Source organism: Streptomyces sp. NPDC086835, from assembly GCF_044745705.1.
Taxonomy (GTDB): Bacteria; Actinomycetota; Actinomycetes; order Streptomycetales; family Streptomycetaceae; genus Streptomyces.
This window is the reverse complement of sequence record NZ_JBIVAU010000012.1, coordinates 222,711-245,833: the sequence shown is the minus strand read 5'-3', so window position 1 is coordinate 245,833 and position 23,123 is coordinate 222,711. Positions and strand designations below refer to the sequence as shown.

The following is a 23,123-nucleotide window of genomic DNA, read 5'->3' as shown; positions in this document are numbered from 1 at the left end:
GGTACTCAGTAAAGGCGCCGGGCTGCAGGCGCGCGTGCTGAGAGGTTCGGCAGTGGGGTTCCGAAGCCGGAGCAGACGCAGGACGGGCGACGGGGCCGGCTGCCGGACGGAGTGGCATCTTGAGGCCGCCAGCAGGTCGCAGTACAAGCAGTACCGCGGTTCGCAGTACCAGTAGTTGGTTCAGAGGGAAGAACGGAGGAGTCGAGCACCATAAGGATCGCCCGGACAGGAAGGATCGAGTCCGGGTACCGCAAGACCCCGGATAGGCAGGTGGTCCCCGGTCACGCAGCCGCGATCCCCGCGCACCCGCCCACTTGTGGGCCGGTCCCGCGGACCCAGTAGGCCGGCGCAGCACTAGGGCCGGCGGATGGTGCAGCAATTCCTTCGGGGCCCTGGTGCCGTACGGCACCAGGGCCCCTCCATGCGTTGCCCAGCCCCCGATGCGCTCCACAACGAGGTGAGATGACAACAGACGACTCGCTCAGCCGTCTTGAAGACGACGACTACCCCGCCTACACGATGGGGCGAGCAGCCGAAGTGCTCGGCACCACCCCCGCCTTCCTGCGGGCCATCGGCGAGGCAAGGCTGATCACTCCGCTGCGCTCGGAGGGCGGCCACCGCCGCTACTCCCGCTACCAGTTGCGGATCGCCGCCCGAGCCCGCGAGATCGTCGACCAGGGGACCCCCGTCGAAGCCGCATGCCGGATCGTGATCCTCGAAGACCAACTCGAGGAAGCACAGCGACTCAACGCCGAACACCGTCGCTCCGCAATCGACCGGCACCCTCGGACCGCAGCCTGACAGCCGCGTGTGAAAGCGCCTGCCGCCGCGCGGCGCCGACTCTCAGTGGCGGGAGATGGTCTCCGGCGCCTCTCGGGTCGTCCGGAACCAGCAGACCCGGTGTGGAGCGCGTATGACGCTTGACGTGGTTCACCGGTCCATGTGACCCGCATCTGGCACAACGAGTCAGAGAAGGCGCCAGGCCCAGCACCACGGTTGCCAGTGGCTGGCGGGCCTCTCCTCTCGCCCAGAGGCCCGCTTGACGACGACCTGCTGCTCTTTGAGCACGCTTACTTGATCACCCGGCAGGAGCATCAACGGGCAGTCCAGTTGGTAGATCAGGTCCGAGTCGAAGCGCAGCTCGTTCAGGATCAACGCTCGATCCGCCTTCGCGGGTTCACCTCGCAGCCTCACTGCATCTGGTGTGCTCACTCTGGCCATGCGGCCGGCGAAGCCGGCGCCCGGAGCGAGCCACCTTGTACCGTCAGCAGGAAGTTGCTCGTGCGCGCCGCCCCGGCAGAAGGGCGAGGAGCAGCTTTCTGGTGCGGATCTGGCGCAATGTGCTCAGCGCGGTCCAGACATGGTGATGCCATATCAGTCAGTGCCAGACCCGAAGTCAAGGTTCTCCGGATGGTCGCGCAAATCGGCGACGTTACGGGTAACCGGTGTGTCAAGTCCCACCTCTTCGAAGACCATGCCGTCACACCAGACACGTCCTTCACCGGTGAGAATGAACCCGAGGTAGATGGTCGCGCCTTCACCTGGCACATCGAGTACGACATCGCGTCGACTCCAACTCTGGGTACCCGAAATGCTTCGACTATCCATGGTGTTGTCGAACTGCAACACATTGTGTAAGGCGTCATCCACGCGGAGCCAGAGTCCAGCCCAGTTGGCAACGTCGCTGGTTTTGAGCATCGCGGAGAGACGCATCCGCTTGCCTCGGTAGGAGGCTGCCTTGCACCGCTGGGCGAGGGATGCGAACTCTCTGGCCCCGGGGCGAGCTTGAATGAAGGCGCTCGCGCGACCGCTGTGGAAGACCTGTGTGTCGACGCCGAATTCGTAGTCTTCAGGCCGTGCCCCGGTCACGTACCAACCTGTTGGCAGGGCGTCACTTCCAGCGGCGCTCGACGGGCGTGCCTGGAACTCCGAAAGAATCTTGGTTGTCTCGGCTCTGGTGCGCTCCGATTCGGCCTCCAGCTTGCGAACCTCCGCCTTCATCCGAGGCCGTGCGGTGAGGTACGTGACAATCGCTACGACTACGGCGCCGACGACAGGGCCTATGATCGTTAGTAGAGGCAAGGTAGCGGCTCCCGAGAAGCGCAACGTTGATCGTCGGGGCTGTGCGTTCCCCGACGGGCGTGACTGCGACCCATTACATGTTGAGCACCCTTCGACGAACCCAAACCTGTGCCCGCGGCTCCCGAGGCCCCTTGGTAACCGGGCACCGCGGCAGTCAACGCCCGCACAAAGCAGATCAGCTGGGACGAGTCCACGGATAGTCCACGGCTGGCTGCACCGCATTAGGAGCGTGGTGGGGCGAGTTGCTGCTTCACCTGCGGCATGCAGACCTCGCCAGACGCGGGCTGCGTGCATCCGGCGCAGTCAGTGCCGGTGCCGGGTCCTGGTGCACTTACTTGGAAGACGCCGTATGCGGATGCCTGATGAGCTGGGAAAACGCTGACGTGCAGGGGAGCTGCCGACTGGCCGCTTCCCCGTGGTTCCCCCGTTCCCCTCCGGCTGATCGGGCACGCAAGGGGCACGTGGCCAGGTCATGGCCAGACAACCCGGTGAGCGGGCCAAGGCTAGTCTCCTCGGATGGACGAGTCCCCTTGCTTCTGCCTGCTCTGTGCCCCGACCGAATGGGGTGGCCCTGTGTCGGAGGAACGCGATCGTCACATCGCGAAGAACGTCGCGGACTACGGTTGGCACGTCATGGGCGTGGCCGGCGGTGATGCCCCTGGCGACTGGGGCTACTCAATCGGTCTCTGGCACACACTGCGCAGTCCAGAGGTCAGCGTGTTCGGCCTGCCCTCGCAGACGGCGATGAACGTGGCGAACGCCGCCGGGGCAGCGATCCGGGACGGGAACCCACTCGAGTCCGACCAGTGCCGGGGGGACGTCCTCAATGGCCACGACGTGGTGGTCCGGCCCGTGCATCCCAGCTGGTACCACGACTTCTTCGGCGCGGGTATCGACTTCTACCAGACCCCGCCACTGCCGATCACTCAGTTGTTCTGGCCGGACAAGGCCGGGCGGTTCCCCTGGGACGAGGGAGTGAACGAGCACTGCCGTGTGAGCCAACCACTGCTCTGGGTGCCCAAGGACGAGACCACCGGCCCTTGGGCAGAGATCAGCTGAGGTCGGTGGAGTCTTAATGGCCGAGCCAAGGGGAGCTGCTGGCGGCCCGGCCGCTGTCAGAGCGCTTCGCTGTCGGCCTCGAGGCTTTCCATGACCTGGTTGTGGAACTCGCGCTCGGCCTGGCGGCAGGGGGCGTCGAAGAACATGCGTCCAGCCTCGCCGAGTCCGCAGTTCAAGAGGCCCATGGTGACGAACACGGCGTCCGTCCCGTGGCAGTTGTGATCCTTCAGCCACTGCAGCAGCCTGTCGGTGTCGTGCGTTGCCTCCCAGACGGATCGGGCCGATTCGATCGTGGCTGCGATGCGGGCTGATCGTTCTGGTCCGATGCTCACTGGCTGTGCCTCCTGGTCCGACCGCAGCCTACTGATGCCCTTGTCAGGCCAGGCGGACGGATGGTGGCTGCGTGGAGAAGAGCCGTCCGTCCGGTAGCAGTGCCCAGAGAACGTTGACGCGTCGGCGGGCGAGGGCGAGGACGGCTTGGACGTGCCTGCAGCCTTCGCCTCGCTTCTTCAGGTAGTAGTCGCGGTTGGGCCCTTCGCGGATGATGCTGTTCTGGACGGACAGGCAGAAGACCCGCCGCAGGCGTCGGCTGTAGCGCTTGGGACGGCGGAGGTTGCCGGTGCGTCGACAGCGGGCTGCGCTGATCTACCAGCACTCGGACGCCCAGCGTCAGTGGGAGGTCGCGGCCGGCCCCGACAGGCTCGCCCGGCAGCGGCGTAATGCACTGGATGACCAAGGATCGGGCACGGATGTGGCACGGGACGCTTGGAGAGGTCCGGCAACCAGAGACAACAAGAAAGGCCCGGGGCTATGACCTGGGCCTTCTGTATGGAGCGGGTGACGGGAATCGAACCCGCGCTCTGAGCTTGGGAAGCTCATGTTCTACCATTAAACTACACCCGCACAGCGGACCGGTGATCGGTGCCGCATCGTCGCACACTCTACCCCATCGCTCGCCCCACGGTGTATTTCGCCGCGGGGCGTTCGTGTTCCGCGGGCCGTGGACGCGGGTGCGGGGCGCGGGAGTTGAGGCGTACCGTGGCGGGCGGAGTGCCGCGTGCGGCGGTGTCCCGGGTATCCCCTAATGTGAGGTTCGTCCGCATTCGTTGGGGAAGGGGCCTGATGGACCTGATGGAGCGCACGGTCGTCCGCTGTGCCGAGGGGCATGTGTTCAGTACCGCTTCGTTTCCGATGCAGCAGCTCGGGGCGGACCGGATCGGGCCGGGCCGGCTCATCCGGTGTCCGCGTTGCGCTCGGCTGAGGAGCGCCGTGCCCGTGGTGCAAGGGCAGCAGGGGCAGCAGGACGGCCGATAAGGGCAGGCGACAGCGGTGCCAGGGGCGCGCGGGCAGGTGTCCGATTGGGGACGGCCCGCGCGCTCTGCGTATCCTCGGGGCGTGCTTCTCTCAGACAAGGACATCCGGGCCGAGATCGACGCCGGGCGCGTGCGCATCGATCCGTACGACGAATCCATGGTGCAGCCCTCGAGCATCGATGTGCGGCTGGACCGCTACTTCCGGGTGTTCGAGAATCACCGCTACCCCCACATCGACCCCGCCGTCGAGCAGGCCGACCTGACGCGGCTCGTCGAACCGGAGGGGGACGAGGCGTTCATCCTGCATCCCGGCGAGTTCGTGCTGGCGTCGACCTACGAGGTCATCTCGCTGCCCGACGACCTCGCGTCGAGGCTGGAGGGCAAGTCCAGTCTCGGGCGGCTCGGTCTGGTGACGCACTCGACGGCCGGCTTCATCGACCCCGGCTTCTCCGGGCATGTCACGCTCGAGCTGTCGAACCTCGCCACGCTGCCGATCAAGCTCTGGCCGGGCATGAAGATCGGGCAGCTGTGCATGTTCCGGCTCAGCTCTCCCGCGGAGGAGCCGTACGGGAGCGCGCGCTACGGCTCGCGCTATCAGGGGCAGCGCGGGCCGACGGCTTCGCGGTCGTTCATGAATTTCCATCGGACGCAGGTGTGAGGACCTTCAGCGCATGAGTGACGTACGCGAGAACCTGACCTACGAGAAGTTCGGCGGGGCGATCCGCGAGCTGGCGCAGACGATCGCCGACGACGGGTACGAGCCCGATGTCGTGCTGTCCATCGCCCGCGGCGGTGTGTTCGTGGCCGGCGGGCTGGCGTACGCGCTGGACTGCAAGAACATCCACCTGGTGAACGTCGAGTTCTACACCGGTGTGGGGACCACGCTGGAGATGCCGGTCATGCTGGCGCCGGTGCCCAACGTCATCGACTTCTCCAACAAGAAGGTCCTCATCGCGGACGACGTCGCCGACACCGGCAAGACGCTCAAGCTCGTCCACGACTTCTGCCTCGACCATGTCGCCGAGGTGCGCAGCGCGGTGATCTACGAGAAGTCGCACTCCCTCGTGAAGTGCGAGTACGTGTGGAAGCGGACCGACGACTGGATCAACTTCCCCTGGAGCGTGGAGAAGCCCGTCGTGCGCCGCAGCGGGCAGGTGCTGGACGCCTGACGGCCCAGCGGTCCGTCACGAGGGACCGCCGGGGACCGTAGGGACCGGTCAGGACGGTGCGTACGAGGAAGGGCCCGCCGGCAGCCGGCGGGCCCTTCCTCGTACGTACGCGTCTCAGATCGTGCCGAGCTTGATGATCGACAGCAGCGCGATCAGCTGGATGGCCGACGCACCCAGCGCCTTCGGCCATGGCAGGTCGTGCGACTTGCTCACCATCGAGGTGAACAGCGCGCCCGCCGCCAGCCAGGTCACCCAACCGAGCACCTGCACCAGGGAGTTCTCGCCGCCCAGGAACAGGGCGAAGACCAGGCGCGGCGCGTCGGTGACCGACATGATCAGCATGGAGAGGCCGATCGTGGGCTGCCAGGCGCCGTCGCCGCCGAGCTGGCGGGCCAGGGTGTGCGTCACGGCGCCGAGCACCAGGCCGCTGATCACGAACGCGACGCCGGTGATGAGCACGTACGGGATCGCGTTGGAGAGCGTCGCGTTGATGACCTCCTGGCGCGGCTCGTCGAAGCCGAAGATCGCGAGCAATCCGTACAGGAAGGTGACGACGAGCGCCGGGCCCCAGACCGCGTAGTCGCGCATCTGCAGGAACGTCGGCCCGGGCCGCAGCACGATGCCGCTGAGCAGCTGCTTCCAGTGCAGGCGCGGGCCAGCCGGGGCCGCCGGCACGGCACCGGCGCGGTAGGCCCCGCCGTCACCGTAGGGGTCGTCGTTCACGCTGAACATCTGCGTGTGGCCAGGGTTGTTGGCCGCGTACGGGTCCTGGGGCGGGGCGTACTGGGGGTGCGGATCGCCGAAGTACTCCGGCTCGCCGTACCCGCCGCCCCCTTGGGGCGCCGCGCCCTGCCGGGGCGCGCCCCCGGCCGGCGGCCACTGCTGCTGATGCCCGTACGGCGGCGGGGCCGGCCGACCACCGCCCTGGTAGGGCGGCGCCTGCGGCGCCTGCTGCCGTTGCGGGGTGCGGTTGTCCCGGCCGCGTCCGATCCTGAATCCAGCCACGTAATCGAACGTACCCGGTCCGCGAGCGCGAGGTGGCGGCGGACCGGGGACAAGGGGGCCTTTGCGGCCGAGCTGTGACATCCCCTAGGGGAACCCCGGGGGGCCGTCCCCAGGACGCCCGGCAGACGCCCAACTGCTGGTCAGGGCAGGAAGACCGACGTGCTGAAGGTGATCAGCGGACGGGTGCCGGCCGGCTGCGCCCCGGACGGGTACAGCGCGACGACGTCGGCCCGTTCGCCGTGGTGTGTCCGTGTCACCACGTCGGGGCGCCGGTCGCCGTCGAAGTCCGCGTGCGCGAGCACGTCCGTCACCGGCTGCGTCTCGCCGGCCGGGAGCTCAGGTGCAGGCGGCACCGGGACCGCGTCGAAGACGTGTCTCCCGCCGGGGCGGCCGGGACCGGTGGGCCCGCCGAGCAGGAGCGTGCCCTTCGCGGCGGTGCCCGCCGTACGGGTACCGGGGAGGACGACCAGGTCGTCGGCGCCGTCACCGTTCGTGTCGGCCTTTCCGGCGGGCGCCGCGAGGGCGGGACCACCGCCGGGGACGGGCGCGCCGGCCGTGCGGGGCGCACCGGTACGGGAGAACGGGCCGCGCAGGAAGCTGACCCGCCCGGCGGAGGCGGTGACGGCCAGGTCGGCGCTCCCGTCGCCGTCGAAGTCGCCGCAGACGGGATGGCCGGGCCAGTCGTTGCCGTAGCGGGCCTTGTCGGGGATCCGCAGGACGACCGCCTTGCCGGTGATGCCCCGGGGGGAGCCGAAGAGCAGCTGGAGCGGTACGGGCGGGCGGCCGATGCCGTCGTACGGGGGGTCGGTGGTCACGACCAGGTCCGCGTAGCCGTCCTTGTCGAGGTCGCAGGAGGTCTCTGCGTCGAACGCGGCCGGGAGGACGCCCTGGACCTCGGCGCCGTGCGTACGGGGCGTGAGGAGCTGCCGTACGGCCGGGTCGAGGCGTTTGCCGCTGCCGATGCCGTAGACGATGCCGATGCCCGCGTCGTCCCCATGGCTGTCCTTCGGGGACTTCACCAGGTCGTCGAGCACGAGGTCACGGTGGCCGTCGCCGTTGAAGTCGGCCGGGACGCGGCTGCCGTCGCCGCGCGGCACGGGGCGGGAGGGCGCGGTGGTGGGGCCCGCGAGGGGAGCGGCGTCACCGTTCTTGGCGGCGGGCTCCTCGGCGGCGGGTGCGGGATCGCTGTCGCAGCCGGTGAGGGCTGCCGTCAGCACCGCGGAGACGCAGAGCAGTGCGGTCGCCGTGCCGGCTCGTGTACGCCGCACGACCCACCCCCGTATCGCTGTCACCCGCGTCATCCGCTGTCCCCCTCGCCCCACGATGGTCGTGCGAGCGGGCCGGTGAGGGCAATGGACGGGGTTTGATCGAAGGGCAAAGGTTATGAGGCGTCCAGGGGAAGAGGCCGATCGAAGGGTTGATGCCCGCGGTCCGCCGCCGGACCGGGCCGCCGGCCGCGCCCGTAACGCGCGAGCGGCCGGTCCTGCCCCCGAGGCAGGTCCGGCCGCTCATCGTTCTCCTGGGAGGAGACGGCTACTTCACGGGCTCCGGTTCCGGTGCGCCCTCGGACTCCGTCTCCGGTGCGGGGTCGGACGGCGGCGTCTTCACCGAGTCGAGCAGCAGCTGGGCCACGTCGACGACCTGGAGGGACTCCTTGGCCTTGCCGTCGTTCTTCTTGCCGTTGACCGAGTCGGTGAGCATGACCAGGCAGAACGGGCAGGCGGTGGACACGATGTCCGGGTTGAGGGACAGGGCCTCGTCGACGCGCTCGGTGTTGATGCGCTTGCCGATCCGCTCCTCCATCCACATCCGCGCACCGCCGGCGCCGCAGCAGAAGCCGCGCTCCTTGTGGCGGTGCATCTCCTGCTGGCGCAGGCCCGGGACGGCCGACATGATCTCGCGCGGGGGCGTGTAGACCTTGTTGTGGCGGCCCAGGTAGCACGGGTCGTGGTAGGTGATCAGACCGTCGACCGGCGTGACCGGGACGAGCTTGCCCTCGTCGATCAGGTGCTGCAGCAGCTGCGTGTGGTGGATGACCTCGAACTCGCCGCCGAGCTGCGGGTACTCGTTCGCGATCGTGTTGAAGCAGTGCGGGCAGGTGGCGACGATCTTCTTCGCCGACTTCGGCTTCTTGGTCGACTCGTCCTCGTCGTCCTCGCCGAACGCCATGTTCAGCATCGCGACGTTCTCCTGGCCGAGCTGCTGGAACAGCGGCTCGTTGCCCAGGCGGCGGGGCGAGTCACCGGTGCACTTCTCCTCGCCGCCCATGATCGCGAACTTGACGCCCGCCATGTGCAGCAGCTCCGCGAAGGCTTTGGTGGTCTTCTTGGCGCGGTCCTCGAGGGCGCCGGCGCAGCCGACCCAGTACAGGTAGTCGACCTCGGTGAGGTCCTCGACGTCCTTGCCGACGATCGGGACCTCGAAGTCGACCTCCTTGGTCCACTCCACGCGCTGCTTCTTGGCGAGCCCCCAGGGGTTGCCCTTCTTCTCCAGGTTCTTGAGCATCGTGCCCGCCTCGGACGGGAACGAGGACTCGATCATGACCTGGTAGCGGCGCATGTCGACGATGTGGTCGATGTGCTCGATGTCGACCGGGCACTGCTCGACGCAGGCGCCGCAGGTGGTGCAGGACCACAGGACGTCCGGGTCGATGACGCCGTTCTCCTCGAGCGTCCCGATCAGGGGGCGCTCGGCCTCGGCCAGGGCGGCCGCGGGGACGTCCTTAAGCTGCTCGGCGGAGGCCTTCTCCTCGCCCTCCATGGTCTTGCCGCCGCCGGCCAGCAGGTACGGGGCCTTGGCGTGCGCGTGGTCGCGCAGCGACATGATCAGGAGCTTCGGGGAGAGCGGCTTGCCGGTGTTCCAGGCGGGGCACTGCGACTGGCAGCGGCCGCACTCGGTGCAGGTGGAGAAGTCGAGGATGCCCTTCCAGGAGAACTGCTCGACCTGGGAGACGCCGAACACGTCGTCCTCGCCCGGGTCCTCCCAGTCGATCTCCTTGCCGCCGGACGTCATCGGCTTGAGCTCACCGAGGGCGGACTCGCCGGTCGCGTTGCGCTTGAACCAGATGTTCGGGAAGGCGAGGAAGCGGTGCCAGGCCACACCCATGTTGGTGTTGAGCGCGACGGTGATCATCCAGATCAGCGAGGTGCCGATCTTGATCATCGCGACGAAGTAGATCAGCGTCTGCAGGGTCGGCACGCTCAGGCCGTCGAAGGCGAGCACCAGCGGGTACGAGACGAAGTACGCGGCGTCGTAGCCGTCGACGTGGTGGATCGCGCCCTCGAGCCCGCGCAGGGCGAGGATCGCGAGTCCGATGGTGAGGATGATGTACTCGACGAAGTAGGCCTGCCAGGCCTTGGAGCCCGCGAAGCGGGACTTGCGGCCGGCCCGCGAGGGCAGGTTCATCAGGCGGATCGCCATCAGGACGACGATGCCCACGACGGTCATCAGGCCGATGAACTCGATGTACATCTCGAACGGCAGGAAGCCGCCGAGGACCGGCAACGTCCAGTCGGCCTGGAACAGCTGGCCGTACGCCTGAGCCAGCGTGGGCGGCAGGGTCAGGAAGCCGATCGCGACGAACCAGTGCGCGAAGCCGACGATGCCCCAGCGGTTCATCCGCGTGTGGCCGAGGAACTCCTTGACCAGGGTGATCGTGCGGGCCTTGGGGTCGTCGGTGCGGCTGCCCGCAGGCACCGGCTGCCCGAGCTTCACGAACCGGTAGATCTGCGCGACCGCTCGGGAGATGAGCGCAACGCCGACCACGCTCAGGGTCAGCGACACGATGATCGCGGCGAGTTGCATTTCGGGGCTCCTCGGGCCTGCGAGGGTGGGTGGTCCAGCACTACTACTAAGCGGTAACTTATTCAGTCCGAGCTGAGACTACCCACTTATTCCGCCGCACTGTAGCCACGTAGGCGGTGATCTGTGTCGCTCAGGCAACCCTGACCGGGGTCACTGGGGCGGCATGGGCGACGCGTCGTCCGGCGACCGCCACGGGCACCGTGCGGGCCAGGATCACCAGGTCGAGTCCCAGCCAGTGCTGCTCCACATAATGCAGGTCCAGGACGGTCATTTCCTCCCAGGGCAGCTCCGAGCGCCCGCCGACCTGCCACAGCCCTGTCATTCCGGGCCGTACGGCGAGCCGGGCGCGTTCGGGCCAGAGCCCGTCGCGGACGGTGTCCGGGGCCAGCGGAAGCGGCCCGACCAGGGACATCTCGCCGCGGATCACGTTGAACAGCTGGGGGAGCCGGTCCGTGAAGTGGCGGCGCAGCGCCCGGCCCACCGCTGTGACGCGGCCCGCGTGCCTGGTCCGGAACGTGAACATCGTGAAGGCGCGGCCGCCGAGCCCCGCCCGCTGGCGGCGCTCGAACACAGGGCCGGCAGAGGTCAGCGCCACGGCGGCGGAGGCGGCCAGCAGGACCGGTGACAGCATCAGTGACAGGAGCAGGGCGCCCGTCAGGTCGACGGCTCGCTTTGCCGACATGGGAGCGCCTCCTCGTCCGTGGTCGGCGGTCGCTTCCTGGCAGCTCTTGACCGCCTTGACAGTTCTTGACCGCTTTTTCCGGATATGACTCTCCCAGATGCACGTCTGCCGCAGGGTGCGCCACGCGCGTGGGTCAAGAGCTGCATGTAAGGGCGGGATAAAACTTGAGCCGCCTCGACTCAGGTTGGTTGACTCGTTCCAACGGGTGGGGCATCCTTGAGCCAGTTCCACTCAAGTCAGTTGTTGGAGGAATCGAAATGGCACGTGCGGTCGGCATCGACCTGGGCACGACTAACTCCGTCGTCAGCGTTCTGGAGGGCGGCGAGCCCACCGTCATCACCAACGCCGAGGGTGCCAGGACCACGCCGTCCGTCGTCGCCTTCGCGAAGAACGGTGAGGTGCTGGTCGGCGAGGTGGCCAAGCGTCAGGCGGTCACCAACGTCGATCGGACCATCCGGTCCGTCAAGCGCCACATGGGCACGGACTGGAAGATCGAGCTCGACGGGAAGAACTTCAACCCGCAGCAGATGAGCGCGTTCATCCTGCAGAAGCTGAAGCGGGACGCCGAGTCCTACCTGGGCGAGAAGGTCACCGACGCGGTGATCACCGTCCCCGCGTACTTCAACGACTCCGAGCGCCAGGCCACCAAGGAGGCCGGTGAGATCGCGGGCCTCAACGTCCTGCGCATCGTCAACGAGCCCACCGCGGCCGCCCTGGCCTACGGCCTGGACAAGGACGACCAGACGATCCTCGTCTTCGACCTCGGTGGCGGCACCTTCGACGTCTCGCTGCTCGAGATCGGCGACGGCGTCGTCGAGGTGAAGGCCACCAACGGCGACAACCACCTCGGTGGTGACGACTGGGACCAGCGCGTCGTCGACTACCTGGTGAAGCAGTTCGCGGGCGGGCACGGCGTCGACCTGTCCAAGGACAAGATGGCTCTCCAGCGTCTCCGCGAAGCCGCGGAGAAGGCGAAGATCGAGCTGTCGTCCTCGACCGAGACGTCGATCAACCTGCCCTACATCACGGCCTCCGCCGAGGGCCCGCTGCACCTGGACGAGAAGCTCACCCGCGCCCAGTTCCAGCAGCTGACGTCCGACCTGCTCGAGCGCTGCAAGACCCCGTTCCACAACGTCATCAAGGACGCCGGTATCGCGCTGTCCGAGATCGACCACGTGGTCCTGGTCGGCGGCTCGACCCGTATGCCCGCCGTCGCCGAGCTCGTCAAGGAGCTCACCGGCGGCAAGGACGCCAACAAGGGTGTGAACCCGGACGAGGTCGTCGCCATCGGCGCCTCCCTCCAGGCCGGTGTCCTCAAGGGTGAGGTCAAGGACGTCCTGCTCCTCGACGTGACCCCGCTGTCCCTCGGTATCGAGACCAAGGGCGGCATCATGACCAAGCTCATCGAGCGCAACACCACGATCCCGACCAAGCGGTCCGAGATCTTCACCACGGCCGAGGACAACCAGCCGTCCGTGCAGATCCAGGTCTACCAGGGCGAGCGCGAGATCGCGGCGTACAACAAGAAGCTCGGGATGTTCGAGCTGACCGGTCTGCCGCCGGCCCCGCGTGGGGTGCCGCAGATCGAGGTCTCCTTCGACATCGACGCCAACGGCATCATGCACGTGACCGCCAAGGACCTCGGCACGGGCAAGGAACAGAAGATGACCGTCACCGGCGGCTCCTCGCTGCCGAAGGACGAGGTCGACCGGATGCGCCAGGAGGCCGAGCAGTACGCGGACGAGGACCACCGCCGCCGCGAGGCCGCCGAGAGCCGCAACCAGGGCGAGCAGCTCGTCTACCAGACCGAGAAGTTCCTCAAGGACAACGAGGACAAGGTCCCCGGCGAGGTGAAGACCGAGGTCGAGACGGCCCTCACCGAGCTGAAGGAGAAGCTCAAGGGCGAGGACACGGCCGAGATCCGCACCGCCACGGAGAAGGTCGCCGCGGTCAGCCAGAAGCTCGGCCAGGCCATGTACGCCAACGCCGCGCCCGAGGGCGCAGCCGCGGGTGCCGGCGCCGAGGGCCAGGCCGGTGCCGGCCAGGCCGACGACGACGTCGTCGACGCCGAGATCGTCGACGAGGACAAGCCGAAGAAGGACGGTGCCGCGTGACCGAGGAGACCCCGGGCTTCGAGGAGAAGCCCGACGTCCCCTCCGGCGCCACACCTGACGACGCCGCCGAGTCCGCCGAGACCTCCTCCGAGCAGGAGGGCCCGGCGGCCCCGGCAGGGGACGCAGCAAAGATCGCCGGCCTGACGGCGCAGCTGGACCAGACGCGTACCGCCCTCAACGAGCGGACCGCCGACCTCCAGCGGCTCCAGGCCGAATACCAGAACTACCGCCGGCGCGTGGAGCGCGACAGGGTCACGGTCAAGGAGATCGCCACGGCGACGCTGCTGACCGAGCTCCTGCCCGTGCTCGACGACATCGGCCGCGCCCGGGAGCACGGGGAGCTGGTGGGCGGGTTCAAGTCGGTGGCCGAGTCTCTCGAGACGGCCGCCGCCAAGATGGGCCTGCAGCAGTTCGGCAAGGAGGGCGAGCCCTTCGACCCGACCATCCACGAGGCCCTGATGCACTCGTACGCACCGGATGTCACGGAGACCACGTGCGTCGCCGTGCTCCAGCCGGGGTACCGCATCGGCGAGCGCACGATCCGCCCCGCGCGGGTCGCGGTGGCCGAGCCCCAGCCGGGCGCGGCCCCCGCGGCACAGAAGGAAGAGAAGTCGGCCGACGAGGAGAGCGGTGGCCCCGAGGAGGGCTGACGCAGGAAACGTCCGGAAGGAGGGACGTCGATGAGCACGAAGGACTTCGTCGAGAAGGACTACTACAAGGTTCTCGGCGTCCCCAAGGACGCCACAGAGGCCGAGATCAAGAAGGCGTACCGGAAGCTCGCCCGCGAGTTCCACCCGGACGCCAACAAGGGTGACGCCAAGGCCGAGGAGCGCTTCAAGGAGATCTCCGAGGCCAACGACATCCTCGGCGACCCGAAGCGGCGCAAGGAGTACGACGACGCCCGCGCCCTGTTCGGCAACGGCGGCTTCCGTGCTCCGGGCGCCGGCGGTCCCGGCGGCACCTTCAACTTCGACCTGGGCGACCTCTTCGGAGGCGCCCCCGGCGGCCAGGCCGGCGGCTTCGGCGGCGGCCTCGGGGACGTGTTCGGCGGCCTGTTCAACCGGGGCGCCGGCCCCGGCACGCGCACCCAGCCGCGCCGCGGCCAGGACATCGAGTCCGAGGTGACGCTCAGCTTCACCGAGGCGGTGGACGGGGCCACGGTCCCGCTGCGGATGTCCAGCTCCGCCGCGTGCAAGGCCTGCTCCGGTACCGGTGACAAGAACGGCACGCCCCGGGTGTGCCCGACCTGCGTGGGCACCGGCCAGGTCTCCCGCGGCGGCAGCGGTTCCTTCTCGCTGACCGACCCGTGCGTGGACTGCAAGGGCCGCGGGCTCATCGCCCAGGACCCGTGCGACGTCTGCAAGGGCAGCGGACGGGCCCGCTCGTCGCGCACCATGCAGGTCCGCATCCCGGCGGGTGTCTCCGACGGGCAGCGGATCCGGCTGCGCGGCAAGGGCGCTCCCGGCGAGCGCGGCGGCCCGGCCGGCGACCTGTACGTCGTCGTCCACGTCGACGCGCACCCGGTCTTCGGCCGCAAGGGCGACAACCTCACCGTCACGGTGCCGGTCTCCTTCACCGAGGCTGCGCTCGGCGGCGAGATCAGGGTGCCCACGCTCGGCGGCCCGCCGGTCACGCTGAAGCTGCCGGCCGGCACGCCCGCCGGGCGCACCATGCGGGCCCGCGGCAAGGGCGCCGTCCGCAAGGACGGCACCCGCGGCGACCTGCTGGTGACCGTCGAGGTTGCCGTGCCGGGCGAGCTCGGCGACAAGGCCAGGGAAGCGCTGGAGGCCTACCGCGAAGCCACCGCGGACGAGGATCCGCGGGCGGAGTTGTTCCAGGCCGCGAAGGGAGCTTGATATGGACCGGTCGGGGCGCAGTCGCAACCCGTACGAACTGACCGACGAGTCTCCGGTGTACGTCATCTCGGTCGCCGCGCAGCTGTCGGGCCTGCACCCGCAGACGCTGCGGCAGTACGACCGGCTGGGTCTCGTCTCGCCCGACCGCACGGCCGGCCGCGGCAGGCGTTACTCGGCCCGCGACATCGAACTGCTCCGTACGGTGCAGCAGTTGTCGCAGGACGAGGGCATCAACCTGGCCGGCATCAAGCGGATCATCGAACTGGAGAACCAGGTCGCGGCTCTGCAGCAGCGGGTCGCGGAGCTGTCGTCGGCCCTCGACGGCGCGGCGGCGGCGATGCAGCAGCGCGAGGCGCAGGTGCACGCTTCCTACCGGCGTGATCTCGTGCCGTACCAGGACGTCCAGCAGGCGAGCGCGCTGGTCGTCTGGCGGCCCAAGCGGTCGGAGTAGTCGCACGCCCCGCGTCCGGGGCGGCCCAGGCCGTCACGGACGCCTGAAGGGCCGGGAGGCAAGCGCCTCCCGGCCCTTCACGTCTGCCCGGGCGGATTCAGCGGCTCTCGTCCAGGATTCCCGACTGGGCGATCAGGTAGCCGAGTTGGGCGCGGCTGCCGCTGCCGAGCGTGGCGTTCAGTTTGGCGATGTGGGCGCGGCAGGTGCGCACGTTCATCCCGAGGCGGCGGGCGATGGAGTCGTCGACGTGCCCTTCGACGAGCAGTTTGGCGATGGAGCGCTGCACGCTGGTGATGCCGTCCAGCTCGGGCGCGTACGACAGTTGCTCCTCCCACGGTGTGGCGTGGAGCCAGAACTGCTCGAAGACGCCCACGAGGTAGCGCACGAGCCCTTCGTGGCGCAGTTCCAGGGCGACCTGCCGGTCGCTGCGGGCGGGGACGAAGGCCACCTTGCGGTCGACGATGATCAGACGGTCGATGATCTCCTCGAGCGTGCGGACCTCCACGCCGTAGGGACTGACCCGTTCGACATAGGCCAATGTCGAGGGGTGGTGGCGGGCCGTGTGCTGGTACAGCGTGCGCATCTTCACGCCGTTCTTCAGCAGCGGCTCGGCCCGGCGCAGACCGTGTTCCAGGGTGTCCGGGCGCCGTCCGCTGCCGGGTTGGACGGTGAGGAGTTCCTCGGCGCATTCGGCGGTGACCCGGTCCAGCGCGGCGTTGATGAGGCCCAGGCCCTCGAGCACGGTGATGGCGTGTCTGGTCGACAGGTCCTGGGCGGTCAGGGTCATGAACGGCTCGAACGTGCCGACGATGGACAGGGCGAGCTGCCGGCGCTCCTGGATCTCCCTTTCGATGGGGTGAATCAGCTGGTTGAGTGCGAGTGACGGCGGGACCGGGCGGAGCCAGCCGGCGTCGTCGGGATCGGGGCGCAGCAGGGCGAGATCCAGCAGGCAGGGTGCGCTCTCGGCCTCTGACCGGGAAACCTGGCCGGTACGCAGTGCCGTTGCGTAGAGATTCTTCCCTGCTTCGCATAGTTCGCCTGCACTGTGGCTATGCCCGACATTGTTCTTGTTCGACGCCATTTGACACCCCCTCAGGGTCCTGAATTACAGGAACATGATGCCTGTGGTCGCTGGTGGAAGCATTCGGTGTGAGACATCGTCTTAGACGCGGGGGGAGGGTATTGGACAGAATGGGGTGGAGATCCTCCATGAACAGGACGCTTCGCATACTTGGCGCACTTGCTGTTGCCGCAGCCGCGTTCAGTGTTCTAGGGACGAGTGGTGAGCCGACGTGGGAGTCCGAGCCGGCGCACACGGTGATCGCCGGTGAGCCGACCTGGGAGTCGGAGCCGGCGGGCGCGGTGATCGCGGGGGCCGACGAACTCACGTGGGAGACCGCTCCCGTGGACGCGGGCGCGGGCGCATGACCATCCCGCCGGATGATCGCGTGTTCCGGCGGGAGATGGCGACGGCTTACAGGTCCGGGTGGCATTTCATCGACCTCGTCACGGCGATTCCGCACCGTGGCGACTCGTTGATGGTCACCCTGTTCGGTGAGCCGATCGTCGTCGCGCGCGAGGAGGACGAGGATGTCCGTGCCTACCGCTGTCTTCGCCGGCCCCGAGGGGCTCCTCAGCCAGTCCGCTGTGCCATCCGGTACGGCATGATTTTTGTCAATCTCGACCAGCGTGAGCATCAGCTGGCCGAGCCGGACACCACCGCCACCCCCCGCAGTGCCTGAGCGATTCCCCCGTCGTTTCAAATCGCTCAGGTGCTTCCCCCACACAGCGGCGCCATCGTGGACCTGAAACACGATGGCGCCGTTGTGCTGCCCGGAAACATGTCCGGCGCCCGGCCCGGTTATGCCCGGCCCATCGCGCGCGTGAGAGCGATCTCGATGACCACCCGGTCCGGATTCGGGGCCGGGGTGCGTCCGTACCTCTCCGCGTAACGGCTCACCGCGTCCGCCACGACCTCCGCCTCCGTGCGGATCGTCGCGACGCCCTCCAGCGTCGCCCAGCGGCCTCTGTCCACCTGGCAGACCGCGACCCGCGCCCCTTCCGGGCCGGCGGCCAGCACGTTCGCGACCTTGCGGCTGTTCTTGTTGGTGATCACCCGGGCGAAGCCGCCCTCGGGGTCGTAGGTGACTCCCACCGCGACGACGTGCGGAGTGCCGTCCGGCCGCGGGGTCGTCAGTGTGCACATGTGGTGATCACGCCAGAAGCTGAGGTAGGACGCGCCGGGGTTGCGAGGGTCGATGGCCATGGGGCGGAACCTACCTCCGGGCTCTGTCGGACAGCACCCTGAGTGGAATAGACTCAACTTTATGCACGTTGTCCAAGTCATAATTGAGGCAACCGGTCCATTCGGCAAGGAGGAGATGCGCACGTGGACGCCGAGCTGACCAACAAGAGCCGGGACGCGATCAACGCCGCCACCAGCAGGGCAGTGTCCGGCGGACACCCGGACCTGACCCCGGCGCACCTTCTGCTCGCCCTGCTGGAGGGCCAGGACAACGAGAACATCACCGATCTGCTGGCCGCCGTCGACGCGGACCAGGCCGCCGTACGCTCCGGGGCGGAGCGCATCCTCGCGTCGCTGCCGAGCGTGACCGGCTCCACGGTCGCCCCGCCCCAGCCCAACCGCGAACTGCTCGCCGTCATCGCCGACGCCTCGCAGCGCGCCAAGGAACTCGGCGACGAGTACCTGTCCACCGAGCATCTGCTCATCGGCATCGCGGCGAAGGGCGGCGCGGCCGGTGAGGTGCTGGACCGGCAGGGCGCAGGAGCCAAGGAACTGCTGGACGCTTTCGAAAAGGCAAGGGGAGGGCGCCGGGTGACCACACCCGACCCTGAGGGTCAGTACAAGGCACTGGAGAAGTTCGGCACGGACTTCACCGCGGCGGCCCGCGAGGGCAAGCTCGACCCGGTCATCGGACGGGACCAGGAGATCCGCCGCGTCGTGCAGGTCCTGTCGCGGCGCACGAAGAACAACCCGGTGCTCATCGGCGAGCCAGGCGTCGGCAAGACCGCCGTCGTCGAGGGCCTCGCCCAGCGCATCGTCAAGGGCGACGTGCCCGAGTCGCTGCGCAACAAGCGGCTGGTCGCGCTCGACCTCGGCGCGATGGTGGCGGGCGCCAAGTACCGCGGTGAGTTCGAGGAGCGGCTGAAGACCGTGCTGTCCGAGATCAAGGAGAGCAACGGCCAGATCATCACCTTCATCGACGAGCTGCACACCGTCGTCGGCGCGGGCGCCGGCGGCGACTCCGCTATGGACGCGGGCAACATGCTCAAGCCGATGCTGGCCCGCGGCGAGCTGCGGATGGTCGGCGCGACGACGCTCGACGAGTACCGCGAGCGGATCGAGAAGGACCCGGCCCTCGAGCGCCGCTTCCAGCAGGTGCTGGTCGCCGAGCCGTCGGTCGAGGACACGATCGCGATCCTGCGCGGGCTCAAGGGCCGCTACGAGGCCCACCACAAGGTGCAGATCAACGACAGCGCGCTCGTCGCCGCCGCCACCCTCTCCGACCGGTACATCACCTCCCGGTTCCTGCCCGACAAGGCCATCGACCTCGTCGACGAGTCCGCGTCGCGGCTGCGCATGGAGATCGACTCCTCGCCTGTGGAGATCGACGAGCTCCAGCGCGCCGTCGACCGGCTGCGGATGGAGGAACTGGCGCTCAAGAACGAGTCCGACCCCGCCTCCAAGCAGCGTCTGGAGAAGCTGCGCAGGGACCTGGCCGACCGGGAGGAGGAGCTGCGCGGACTCACCGCCCGCTGGGAGAAGGAGAAGCAGGGCCTCAACCGCGTCGGTGAGCTGAAGGAACGCCTCGACGACCTGCGCGGACAGGCCGAACGAGCCCAGCGCGACGGCGACTTCGACACCGCCTCCAAGCTGCTCTACGGAGAGATCCCGGGCCTGGAGCGCGAGTTGGAGGAGGCGGCGCAGGCCGAGGCCGAGCAGGCCTCCAAGGACACGATGGTCAAGGAGGAGGTCGGCCCGGACGACATCGCCGACGTCGTGGGTTCCTGGACCGGCATCCCGGCCGGACGCCTCCTCGAGGGCGAGACGCAGAAGCTGCTGCGCATGGAGCAGGAGCTGGGCCGTCGGCTGATCGGCCAGTCCGAGGCCGTGCAGGCGGTCTCCGACGCGGTGCGCCGGACGCGGGCGGGCATCGCCGACCCGGACCGGCCCACCGGATCCTTCCTGTTCCTCGGCCCGACCGGTGTCGGCAAGACGGAGCTGGCGAAGGCGCTCGCGGACTTCCTCTTCGACGACGAGCGGGCGATGGTCCGCATCGACATGTCGGAGTACGGCGAGAAGCACAGCGTGGCCCGCCTGGTCGGCGCGCCTCCCGGCTACGTCGGCTACGAGGAGGGCGGCCAGCTCACCGAGGCCGTGCGCCGGCGCCCGTACAGCGTGGTGCTGCTGGACGAGGTGGAGAAGGCCCACCCCGAGGTCTTCGACATCCTGCTCCAGGTGCTCGACGACGGGCGGCTCACCGACGGCCAGGGCCGGACGGTGGACTTCCGCAACACCATCCTGATCCTGACCTCCAACCTCGGGTCGCAGTACCTGATGGAGCCCACGACCAGCGAGGAGCAGAAGAAGCAGCAGGTGCTGGAGGTCGTGCGGGCCTCCTTCAAGCCCGAGTTCCTCAACCGGCTCGACGACCTGGTGGTCTTCTCCGCCCTGTCCAAGGCGGAGCTGGAGCGCATCGCCGAGCTCCAGATCGGACGGCTGGCCAAGCGGCTGGCGGAGCGCCGGCTGACGCTGGAGGTCACCCCCGAGGCGCTGGCCTGGCTCGCGGAGGAGGGCAACGACCCGGCGTACGGCGCGCGTCCGCTGCGGCGGCTGATCCAGACGGCGATCGGGGACCGGCTCGCGAAGGAGATCCTGGCGGGCGAGGTCAACGACGGCGACACCGTACGGGTGGACCGCTTCGAGGACGGCCTGATCGTGGGCGCGGCGACCTGACACCGCGTGGCACGGCCGCACCGGCGGCCCGGGCAGGAGGACGAGGGCGGTGCCCCCGTCCTCCTGCCCGGGCCGTGTCACTGTGCTCGTCCGCCGCTGTTCACCCGGACAGCGGCGTGCCGGGCGCCCGAGCGGCAGATCTTGTCAGCCCGCAGCGGATCGCGGGTGGCGGGGCTTGCCAGCCCCCGCCGGGGATGGGAGAGGATGGCGGCATCCGTACGAAGGGAAATACACGGTGACCATCGACCCGTCCTCGATTCCGAATTTCGGGGGCCAGCCCAAGCCTCAGGCCGCAGGACCGGCGGGCCCCGTCGTTCCCGACCAGGACCTGGTGAAGCAGCTTCTCGACCAGATGGAGCTGAAGTACGTCGTCGACGACGAGGGCGACCTCGCGGCGCCGTGGGAGGACTTCCGCACGTACTTCATGTTCCGCGGTGAGGGCGAGCAGCAGGTCTTCTCGGTGCGGACCTTCTACGACCGCCCGCACGCGGTCACCGAGAAGGCCAAGATCCTCGACGCCGTCGACGACTGGAACCGCCGCACGCTGTGGCCGAAGGTCTACACCCACCTCCACGAGGAGGAGGGTGCGGAGCTTCCGACGATCCGCCTCATCGGTGAGGCGCAGATGCTCATCGGCACGGGCGTGAGCCTCGAGCACTTCGTCTCGTCCACGGTCAGCTGGGTGCGCGCCTCGATCGAGTTCGACAAGTGGCTCGCGGAGCAGTTCGGTCTGGCCGTCCCGGAGGAGGAGAAGCCGGCCGACGACGCCTGACACGTCACGCACACGTGAGGCCCGGCAGGTCCGCGATCCCTGTGATCGACGGCCCGCCGGGCCTGCCGCTTTCTCAGGACGCCGGCGACTTCAGCCGGGCGACGGCTTCCTCGAGGACGTCCACCCGCTTGCAGAACGCGAACCGCACGAACGGGGCCCCTTCGTCGCGGTGGTCGTAGAAGACCGCGTTCGGGATGGCCACCACCCCGCAGCGCTCCGGCAGCGCACGGCAGAACGCGAAGCCGTCCTCCTCGCCGAGCGGCCGGATGTCGGTGGTGACGAAGTACGTCCCGGCAGGGCGGTGCACCGCGAACCCGGCCGCGGTCAGGCCCTCGCTCAGCAGATCGCGCTTGGCCCGCAGATCGTCGCGGAGGCCGTCGAAGTACGCGTCGGGGAGGCGGAGCGCCTCGGCGATCGCGTACTGGAACGGGCCCGCCGAGACGTACGTCAGGAACTGCTTCGCCGAGCGGACCGTCGTGATCAGCTCGGGGGAGGCGGTGACCCAGCCGACCTTCCACCCCGTGAACGAGAATGTCTTGCCGGCGCTCGAGATCGTGACGGTGCGCCCGCGCATCCCCGGGAACGACGCCAGCGGCACATGCTCGCCGTCGAAGGCCAGGTGCTCGTAGACCTCGTCGGTGACCACGAGCAGGTCGCGTTCGACCGCGAGCTCGGCGATCGCCGCCAGCTCCGTGCGGGTCAGGACCGTGCCGGTGGGGTTGTGCGGCGTGTTGATCAGGAGCAGACGGGTGCGGTCGGTGACCGCGTCACGCAGCTCGTCCAGGTCGAGGCGGAAGGCGAGCTCGTGCGGGCGCAGCGTCACGGGCACCCTTACGCCGCCCGCCATGGCGATGCTCGCCGCGTACGAGTCGTAGTACGGCTCCAGCGCGATCACCTCGTCGCCCGGCTCCACCAGCGCGAGCAGGGCGGCCGCGATCGCCTCCGTGGCGCCCGCCGTGACCAGGACCTCCGTGTCGGGGTCGTAGGTCAGGCCGTGGAAGCGCCGCTGGTGCTCCGCGATCGCGGTGCGCAGCTCAGGGACACCCGGACCGGGCGGGTACTGGTTGCCGCGGCCGTCGCGCAGGGCCCGTACCGCCGCCTCCCTGATCTCCTCGGGGCCGTCGGTGTCGGGGAAGCCCTGGCCGAGATTGATCGAGCCGGTGCGCAGGGCCAGCGCCGACATCTCCGCGAAGATCGTGGTGCCGAACTCCGCCAGCCTGCGGTTGAGCAGCGGCCGGGGGCCCTCTTCGCCTGCTGTCCTGTGCGTCGTCATGGCGGTCATCCTGCGCGGAACCTCTGGAGTTGCTCAAGTCTGCTTTGGCTCCGAGTGGCCGAGGGCATTCCCTTGCCACGCAGGTAAGCGTCCCGCAGGTGCGGGAGAAGCGGTCACGCAGTGTCGCGGGGGTCCTGCTTCGGGGGAACGAGAAGGACGGGGAGAATCATGATGTTTCTCGGGATCGCACTGTTCGCTCTGGTGATCGTGTTCGCCGTGTCGGCGGCGTCCGGCGCGAGCCGCAGGAGCCGGCGTCGTCGCGGCACCGGCGCCGCGGGCGGCGGTGGAGCGTGGTGGGGCGGCGGAGACGGTGGGGGCTCCGGATCATCGTGCGGCAGCAGCTCGTCGTGCGGCGGGGGCGGGGGCGGATGCGGCGGAGGCAGCTGACACGGGGCAGCTGGTCCGCGGCATGAAGGTGCCCGGCGGGGTGGGCGGAGGACGCCAACACCCGCCGGGCACCTTCCTGTTGGCAGAAAGTCCGGCGGATGTGTTGACTTCAGCCGCTCGTGTTCCGTTGAACAGTTGAACCTATGGGCCCCCGAGGGGATGGAAACCGCGCGAAGTT

The 23,123-nt window shown here is 68.8% G+C and carries 23 protein-coding genes, 1 tRNA gene and 1 pseudogene; 13 read left to right on the top strand and 12 right to left on the bottom strand.

The window, feature by feature from the left end:
* Window positions 1–462: 462 nt before the first annotated feature.
* Window positions 463–801 carry a MerR family transcriptional regulator gene (locus ACIPJI_RS32240; protein ID WP_356620829.1) on the top strand — a complete coding sequence of 113 codons (339 nt, stop codon included), beginning with the start codon at window positions 463–465 and terminating at the stop codon, window positions 799–801.
* A 165-nt stretch (window positions 802–966) separates the two neighbouring features.
* Here the strand turns inward: ACIPJI_RS32240 and ACIPJI_RS32235 are convergent, their stop codons facing one another.
* Both ACIPJI_RS32235 and ACIPJI_RS32230 read right to left on the bottom strand, forming a co-directional pair.
* On the bottom strand, window positions 967–1,155 hold the full coding sequence (locus ACIPJI_RS32235; protein ID WP_402250331.1) for a hypothetical protein: 189 nt from the start codon (window positions 1,153–1,155) through the stop codon (window positions 967–969).
* Between the two features lie 219 nt (window positions 1,156–1,374).
* Window positions 1,375–2,001 (bottom strand): hypothetical protein, encoded by a 627-nt coding sequence (locus ACIPJI_RS32230; protein WP_307707475.1) that lies wholly within the window; start codon window positions 1,999–2,001, stop codon window positions 1,375–1,377.
* Between the two features lie 597 nt (window positions 2,002–2,598).
* Between ACIPJI_RS32230 and ACIPJI_RS32225 the strand changes: the two genes are divergently transcribed.
* On the top strand, window positions 2,599–3,141 hold the full coding sequence (locus ACIPJI_RS32225) for a DUF4262 domain-containing protein (RefSeq protein ID WP_402250329.1): 543 nt from the start codon (window positions 2,599–2,601) through the stop codon (window positions 3,139–3,141).
* Between the two features lie 56 nt (window positions 3,142–3,197).
* Here ACIPJI_RS32225 and ACIPJI_RS32220 read toward each other — a convergent pair whose 3' ends face one another.
* The 3 genes and pseudogenes from ACIPJI_RS32220 to ACIPJI_RS32210 all read right to left on the bottom strand — a co-directional run bounded on the left by ACIPJI_RS32220 (window position 3,198) and on the right by ACIPJI_RS32210 (window position 4,044).
* Window positions 3,198–3,473, bottom strand: a complete 276-nt coding sequence (locus ACIPJI_RS32220; protein ID WP_402250326.1) for a hypothetical protein — start codon at window positions 3,471–3,473, stop codon at window positions 3,198–3,200.
* Window positions 3,474–3,516: 43 nt separating this feature from the next.
* Window positions 3,517–3,768 (bottom strand): annotated as a pseudogene (locus ACIPJI_RS32215) (IS110 family transposase); the annotation flags it as partial.
* A 202-nt stretch (window positions 3,769–3,970) separates the two neighbouring features.
* Window positions 3,971–4,044, bottom strand: a tRNA-Gly gene (locus ACIPJI_RS32210).
* Window positions 4,045–4,263: 219 nt separating this feature from the next.
* Here ACIPJI_RS32210 and ACIPJI_RS32205 point away from each other — a divergent pair.
* The 3 genes from ACIPJI_RS32205 (at window position 4,264) to ACIPJI_RS32195 (ending at window position 5,623) form a co-directional block, all read left to right on the top strand.
* Window positions 4,264–4,455 carry a hypothetical protein gene (locus ACIPJI_RS32205; RefSeq protein ID WP_356620826.1) on the top strand — a complete coding sequence of 64 codons (192 nt, stop codon included), beginning with the start codon at window positions 4,264–4,266 and terminating at the stop codon, window positions 4,453–4,455.
* 81 nt (window positions 4,456–4,536) lie between these two features.
* Window positions 4,537–5,112 carry a dCTP deaminase gene (gene dcd, locus ACIPJI_RS32200; protein WP_005314571.1) on the top strand — a complete coding sequence of 192 codons (576 nt, stop codon included), beginning with the start codon at window positions 4,537–4,539 and terminating at the stop codon, window positions 5,110–5,112.
* A 13-nt stretch (window positions 5,113–5,125) separates the two neighbouring features.
* Window positions 5,126–5,623 carry a phosphoribosyltransferase gene (locus ACIPJI_RS32195; RefSeq protein ID WP_005314570.1) on the top strand — a complete coding sequence of 166 codons (498 nt, stop codon included), beginning with the start codon at window positions 5,126–5,128 and terminating at the stop codon, window positions 5,621–5,623.
* A gap of 114 nt (window positions 5,624–5,737) precedes the next feature.
* On the opposite strand, the gene ACIPJI_RS32190 is transcribed toward ACIPJI_RS32195, so the two are convergent.
* The 4 genes from ACIPJI_RS32190 to ACIPJI_RS32175 all read right to left on the bottom strand — a co-directional run bounded on the left by ACIPJI_RS32190 (window position 5,738) and on the right by ACIPJI_RS32175 (window position 11,114).
* Window positions 5,738–6,628: a YIP1 family protein gene (locus ACIPJI_RS32190; RefSeq protein WP_356620825.1), complete on the bottom strand. Its 891-nt coding sequence runs from the start codon at window positions 6,626–6,628 to the stop codon at window positions 5,738–5,740.
* A gap of 140 nt (window positions 6,629–6,768) precedes the next feature.
* Window positions 6,769–7,929: an FG-GAP repeat domain-containing protein gene (locus ACIPJI_RS32185; RefSeq protein ID WP_402250323.1), complete on the bottom strand. Its 1,161-nt coding sequence runs from the start codon at window positions 7,927–7,929 to the stop codon at window positions 6,769–6,771.
* A gap of 232 nt (window positions 7,930–8,161) precedes the next feature.
* The gene (locus ACIPJI_RS32180; protein ID WP_402250321.1) at window positions 8,162–10,432 is read right to left on the bottom strand and encodes a heterodisulfide reductase-related iron-sulfur binding cluster; all 2,271 of its coding nucleotides are present in this window, start codon (window positions 10,430–10,432) and stop codon (window positions 8,162–8,164) included.
* 130 nt (window positions 10,433–10,562) lie between these two features.
* Complete coding sequence (locus ACIPJI_RS32175) at window positions 10,563–11,114, bottom strand: sugar transferase (protein ID WP_402250320.1); 552 nt, start codon at window positions 11,112–11,114, stop codon at window positions 10,563–10,565.
* A gap of 257 nt (window positions 11,115–11,371) precedes the next feature.
* Between ACIPJI_RS32175 and dnaK the strand changes: the two genes are divergently transcribed.
* From dnaK to ACIPJI_RS32155, 4 genes are read left to right on the top strand one after another with little or no spacing between them, the layout of a single operon-like run.
* Complete coding sequence (gene dnaK, locus ACIPJI_RS32170) at window positions 11,372–13,228, top strand: molecular chaperone DnaK (protein WP_356620821.1); 1,857 nt, start codon at window positions 11,372–11,374, stop codon at window positions 13,226–13,228.
* Window positions 13,225–13,878, top strand: coding sequence for a nucleotide exchange factor GrpE (gene grpE / locus ACIPJI_RS32165; RefSeq protein ID WP_189470828.1), 654 nt, complete (start codon window positions 13,225–13,227; stop codon window positions 13,876–13,878). The genes dnaK and grpE overlap by 4 nt, the downstream gene beginning before the upstream one ends.
* 30 nt (window positions 13,879–13,908) lie before the next feature.
* Entirely contained in the window at window positions 13,909–15,084 is a 1,176-nt protein-coding gene (gene dnaJ / locus ACIPJI_RS32160; RefSeq protein ID WP_402250317.1) for a molecular chaperone DnaJ, read from the top strand.
* A gap of 1 nt (window position 15,085) precedes the next feature.
* Window positions 15,086–15,535 carry a heat shock protein transcriptional repressor HspR gene (locus ACIPJI_RS32155; protein WP_307707495.1) on the top strand — a complete coding sequence of 150 codons (450 nt, stop codon included), beginning with the start codon at window positions 15,086–15,088 and terminating at the stop codon, window positions 15,533–15,535.
* Between the two features lie 97 nt (window positions 15,536–15,632).
* On the opposite strand, the gene ACIPJI_RS32150 is transcribed toward ACIPJI_RS32155, so the two are convergent.
* Window positions 15,633–16,616, bottom strand: a complete 984-nt coding sequence (locus tag ACIPJI_RS32150; protein WP_356620819.1) for a helix-turn-helix transcriptional regulator — start codon at window positions 16,614–16,616, stop codon at window positions 15,633–15,635.
* Between the two features lie 128 nt (window positions 16,617–16,744).
* Between ACIPJI_RS32150 and ACIPJI_RS32145 the strand changes: the two genes are divergently transcribed.
* Together ACIPJI_RS32145 and ACIPJI_RS32140 are read left to right on the top strand one after the other, a co-directional pair.
* Window positions 16,745–16,963, top strand: a complete 219-nt coding sequence (locus ACIPJI_RS32145; RefSeq protein ID WP_307707497.1) for a hypothetical protein — start codon at window positions 16,745–16,747, stop codon at window positions 16,961–16,963.
* Window positions 16,960–17,277: a (2Fe-2S)-binding protein gene (locus ACIPJI_RS32140; RefSeq protein ID WP_307707498.1), complete on the top strand. Its 318-nt coding sequence runs from the start codon at window positions 16,960–16,962 to the stop codon at window positions 17,275–17,277. The genes ACIPJI_RS32145 and ACIPJI_RS32140 overlap by 4 nt, the downstream gene beginning before the upstream one ends.
* Before the next feature lie 119 nt (window positions 17,278–17,396).
* On the opposite strand, the gene ACIPJI_RS32135 is transcribed toward ACIPJI_RS32140, so the two are convergent.
* Window positions 17,397–17,801 (bottom strand): pyridoxamine 5'-phosphate oxidase family protein, encoded by a 405-nt coding sequence (locus ACIPJI_RS32135; protein WP_307707499.1) that lies wholly within the window; start codon window positions 17,799–17,801, stop codon window positions 17,397–17,399.
* A 123-nt stretch (window positions 17,802–17,924) separates the two neighbouring features.
* Here ACIPJI_RS32135 and clpB point away from each other — a divergent pair, with 123 nt between their 5' ends.
* Together clpB and ACIPJI_RS32125 are read left to right on the top strand one after the other, a co-directional pair.
* Window positions 17,925–20,513, top strand: coding sequence for an ATP-dependent chaperone ClpB (gene clpB, locus ACIPJI_RS32130; protein ID WP_356620818.1), 2,589 nt, complete (start codon window positions 17,925–17,927; stop codon window positions 20,511–20,513).
* A gap of 235 nt (window positions 20,514–20,748) precedes the next feature.
* Window positions 20,749–21,285 (top strand): YbjN domain-containing protein, encoded by a 537-nt coding sequence (locus tag ACIPJI_RS32125; RefSeq protein ID WP_189470816.1) that lies wholly within the window; start codon window positions 20,749–20,751, stop codon window positions 21,283–21,285.
* A gap of 73 nt (window positions 21,286–21,358) precedes the next feature.
* On the opposite strand, the gene ACIPJI_RS32120 is transcribed toward ACIPJI_RS32125, so the two are convergent.
* Complete coding sequence (locus ACIPJI_RS32120) at window positions 21,359–22,558, bottom strand: pyridoxal phosphate-dependent aminotransferase (protein ID WP_402250314.1); 1,200 nt, start codon at window positions 22,556–22,558, stop codon at window positions 21,359–21,361.
* Window positions 22,559–23,123: the final 565 nt, after the last annotated feature.

Coding starts and splice junctions, on each gene's coding strand:
- ACIPJI_RS32145 (WP_307707497.1), top strand. CDS start 16,745: ATGAACAGGACGCTTCGCATACTTGGCGCACTTGCTGTTGCCGCAGCC.
- ACIPJI_RS32195 (WP_005314570.1), top strand. CDS start 5,126: ATGAGTGACGTACGCGAGAACCTGACCTACGAGAAGTTCGGCGGGGCG.
- ACIPJI_RS32155 (WP_307707495.1), top strand. CDS start 15,086: ATGGACCGGTCGGGGCGCAGTCGCAACCCGTACGAACTGACCGACGAG.
- ACIPJI_RS32230 (WP_307707475.1), bottom strand. CDS start 2,001: ATGAAGGCGGAGGTTCGCAAGCTGGAGGCCGAATCGGAGCGCACCAGA.
- ACIPJI_RS32120 (WP_402250314.1), bottom strand. CDS start 22,558: ATGACGACGCACAGGACAGCAGGCGAAGAGGGCCCCCGGCCGCTGCTC.
- dnaK (WP_356620821.1), top strand. CDS start 11,372: ATGGCACGTGCGGTCGGCATCGACCTGGGCACGACTAACTCCGTCGTC.
- ACIPJI_RS32225 (WP_402250329.1), top strand. CDS start 2,599: ATGGACGAGTCCCCTTGCTTCTGCCTGCTCTGTGCCCCGACCGAATGG.
- ACIPJI_RS32205 (WP_356620826.1), top strand. CDS start 4,264: ATGGACCTGATGGAGCGCACGGTCGTCCGCTGTGCCGAGGGGCATGTG.
- ACIPJI_RS32185 (WP_402250323.1), bottom strand. CDS start 7,929: ATGACGCGGGTGACAGCGATACGGGGGTGGGTCGTGCGGCGTACACGA.
- ACIPJI_RS32175 (WP_402250320.1), bottom strand. CDS start 11,114: ATGTCGGCAAAGCGAGCCGTCGACCTGACGGGCGCCCTGCTCCTGTCA.
- dnaJ (WP_402250317.1), top strand. CDS start 13,909: ATGAGCACGAAGGACTTCGTCGAGAAGGACTACTACAAGGTTCTCGGC.
- ACIPJI_RS32135 (WP_307707499.1), bottom strand. CDS start 17,801: ATGGCCATCGACCCTCGCAACCCCGGCGCGTCCTACCTCAGCTTCTGG.
- ACIPJI_RS32180 (WP_402250321.1), bottom strand. CDS start 10,432: ATGCAACTCGCCGCGATCATCGTGTCGCTGACCCTGAGCGTGGTCGGC.
- ACIPJI_RS32150 (WP_356620819.1), bottom strand. CDS start 16,616: ATGGCGTCGAACAAGAACAATGTCGGGCATAGCCACAGTGCAGGCGAA.
- ACIPJI_RS32140 (WP_307707498.1), top strand. CDS start 16,960: ATGACCATCCCGCCGGATGATCGCGTGTTCCGGCGGGAGATGGCGACG.
- ACIPJI_RS32240 (WP_356620829.1), top strand. CDS start 463: ATGACAACAGACGACTCGCTCAGCCGTCTTGAAGACGACGACTACCCC.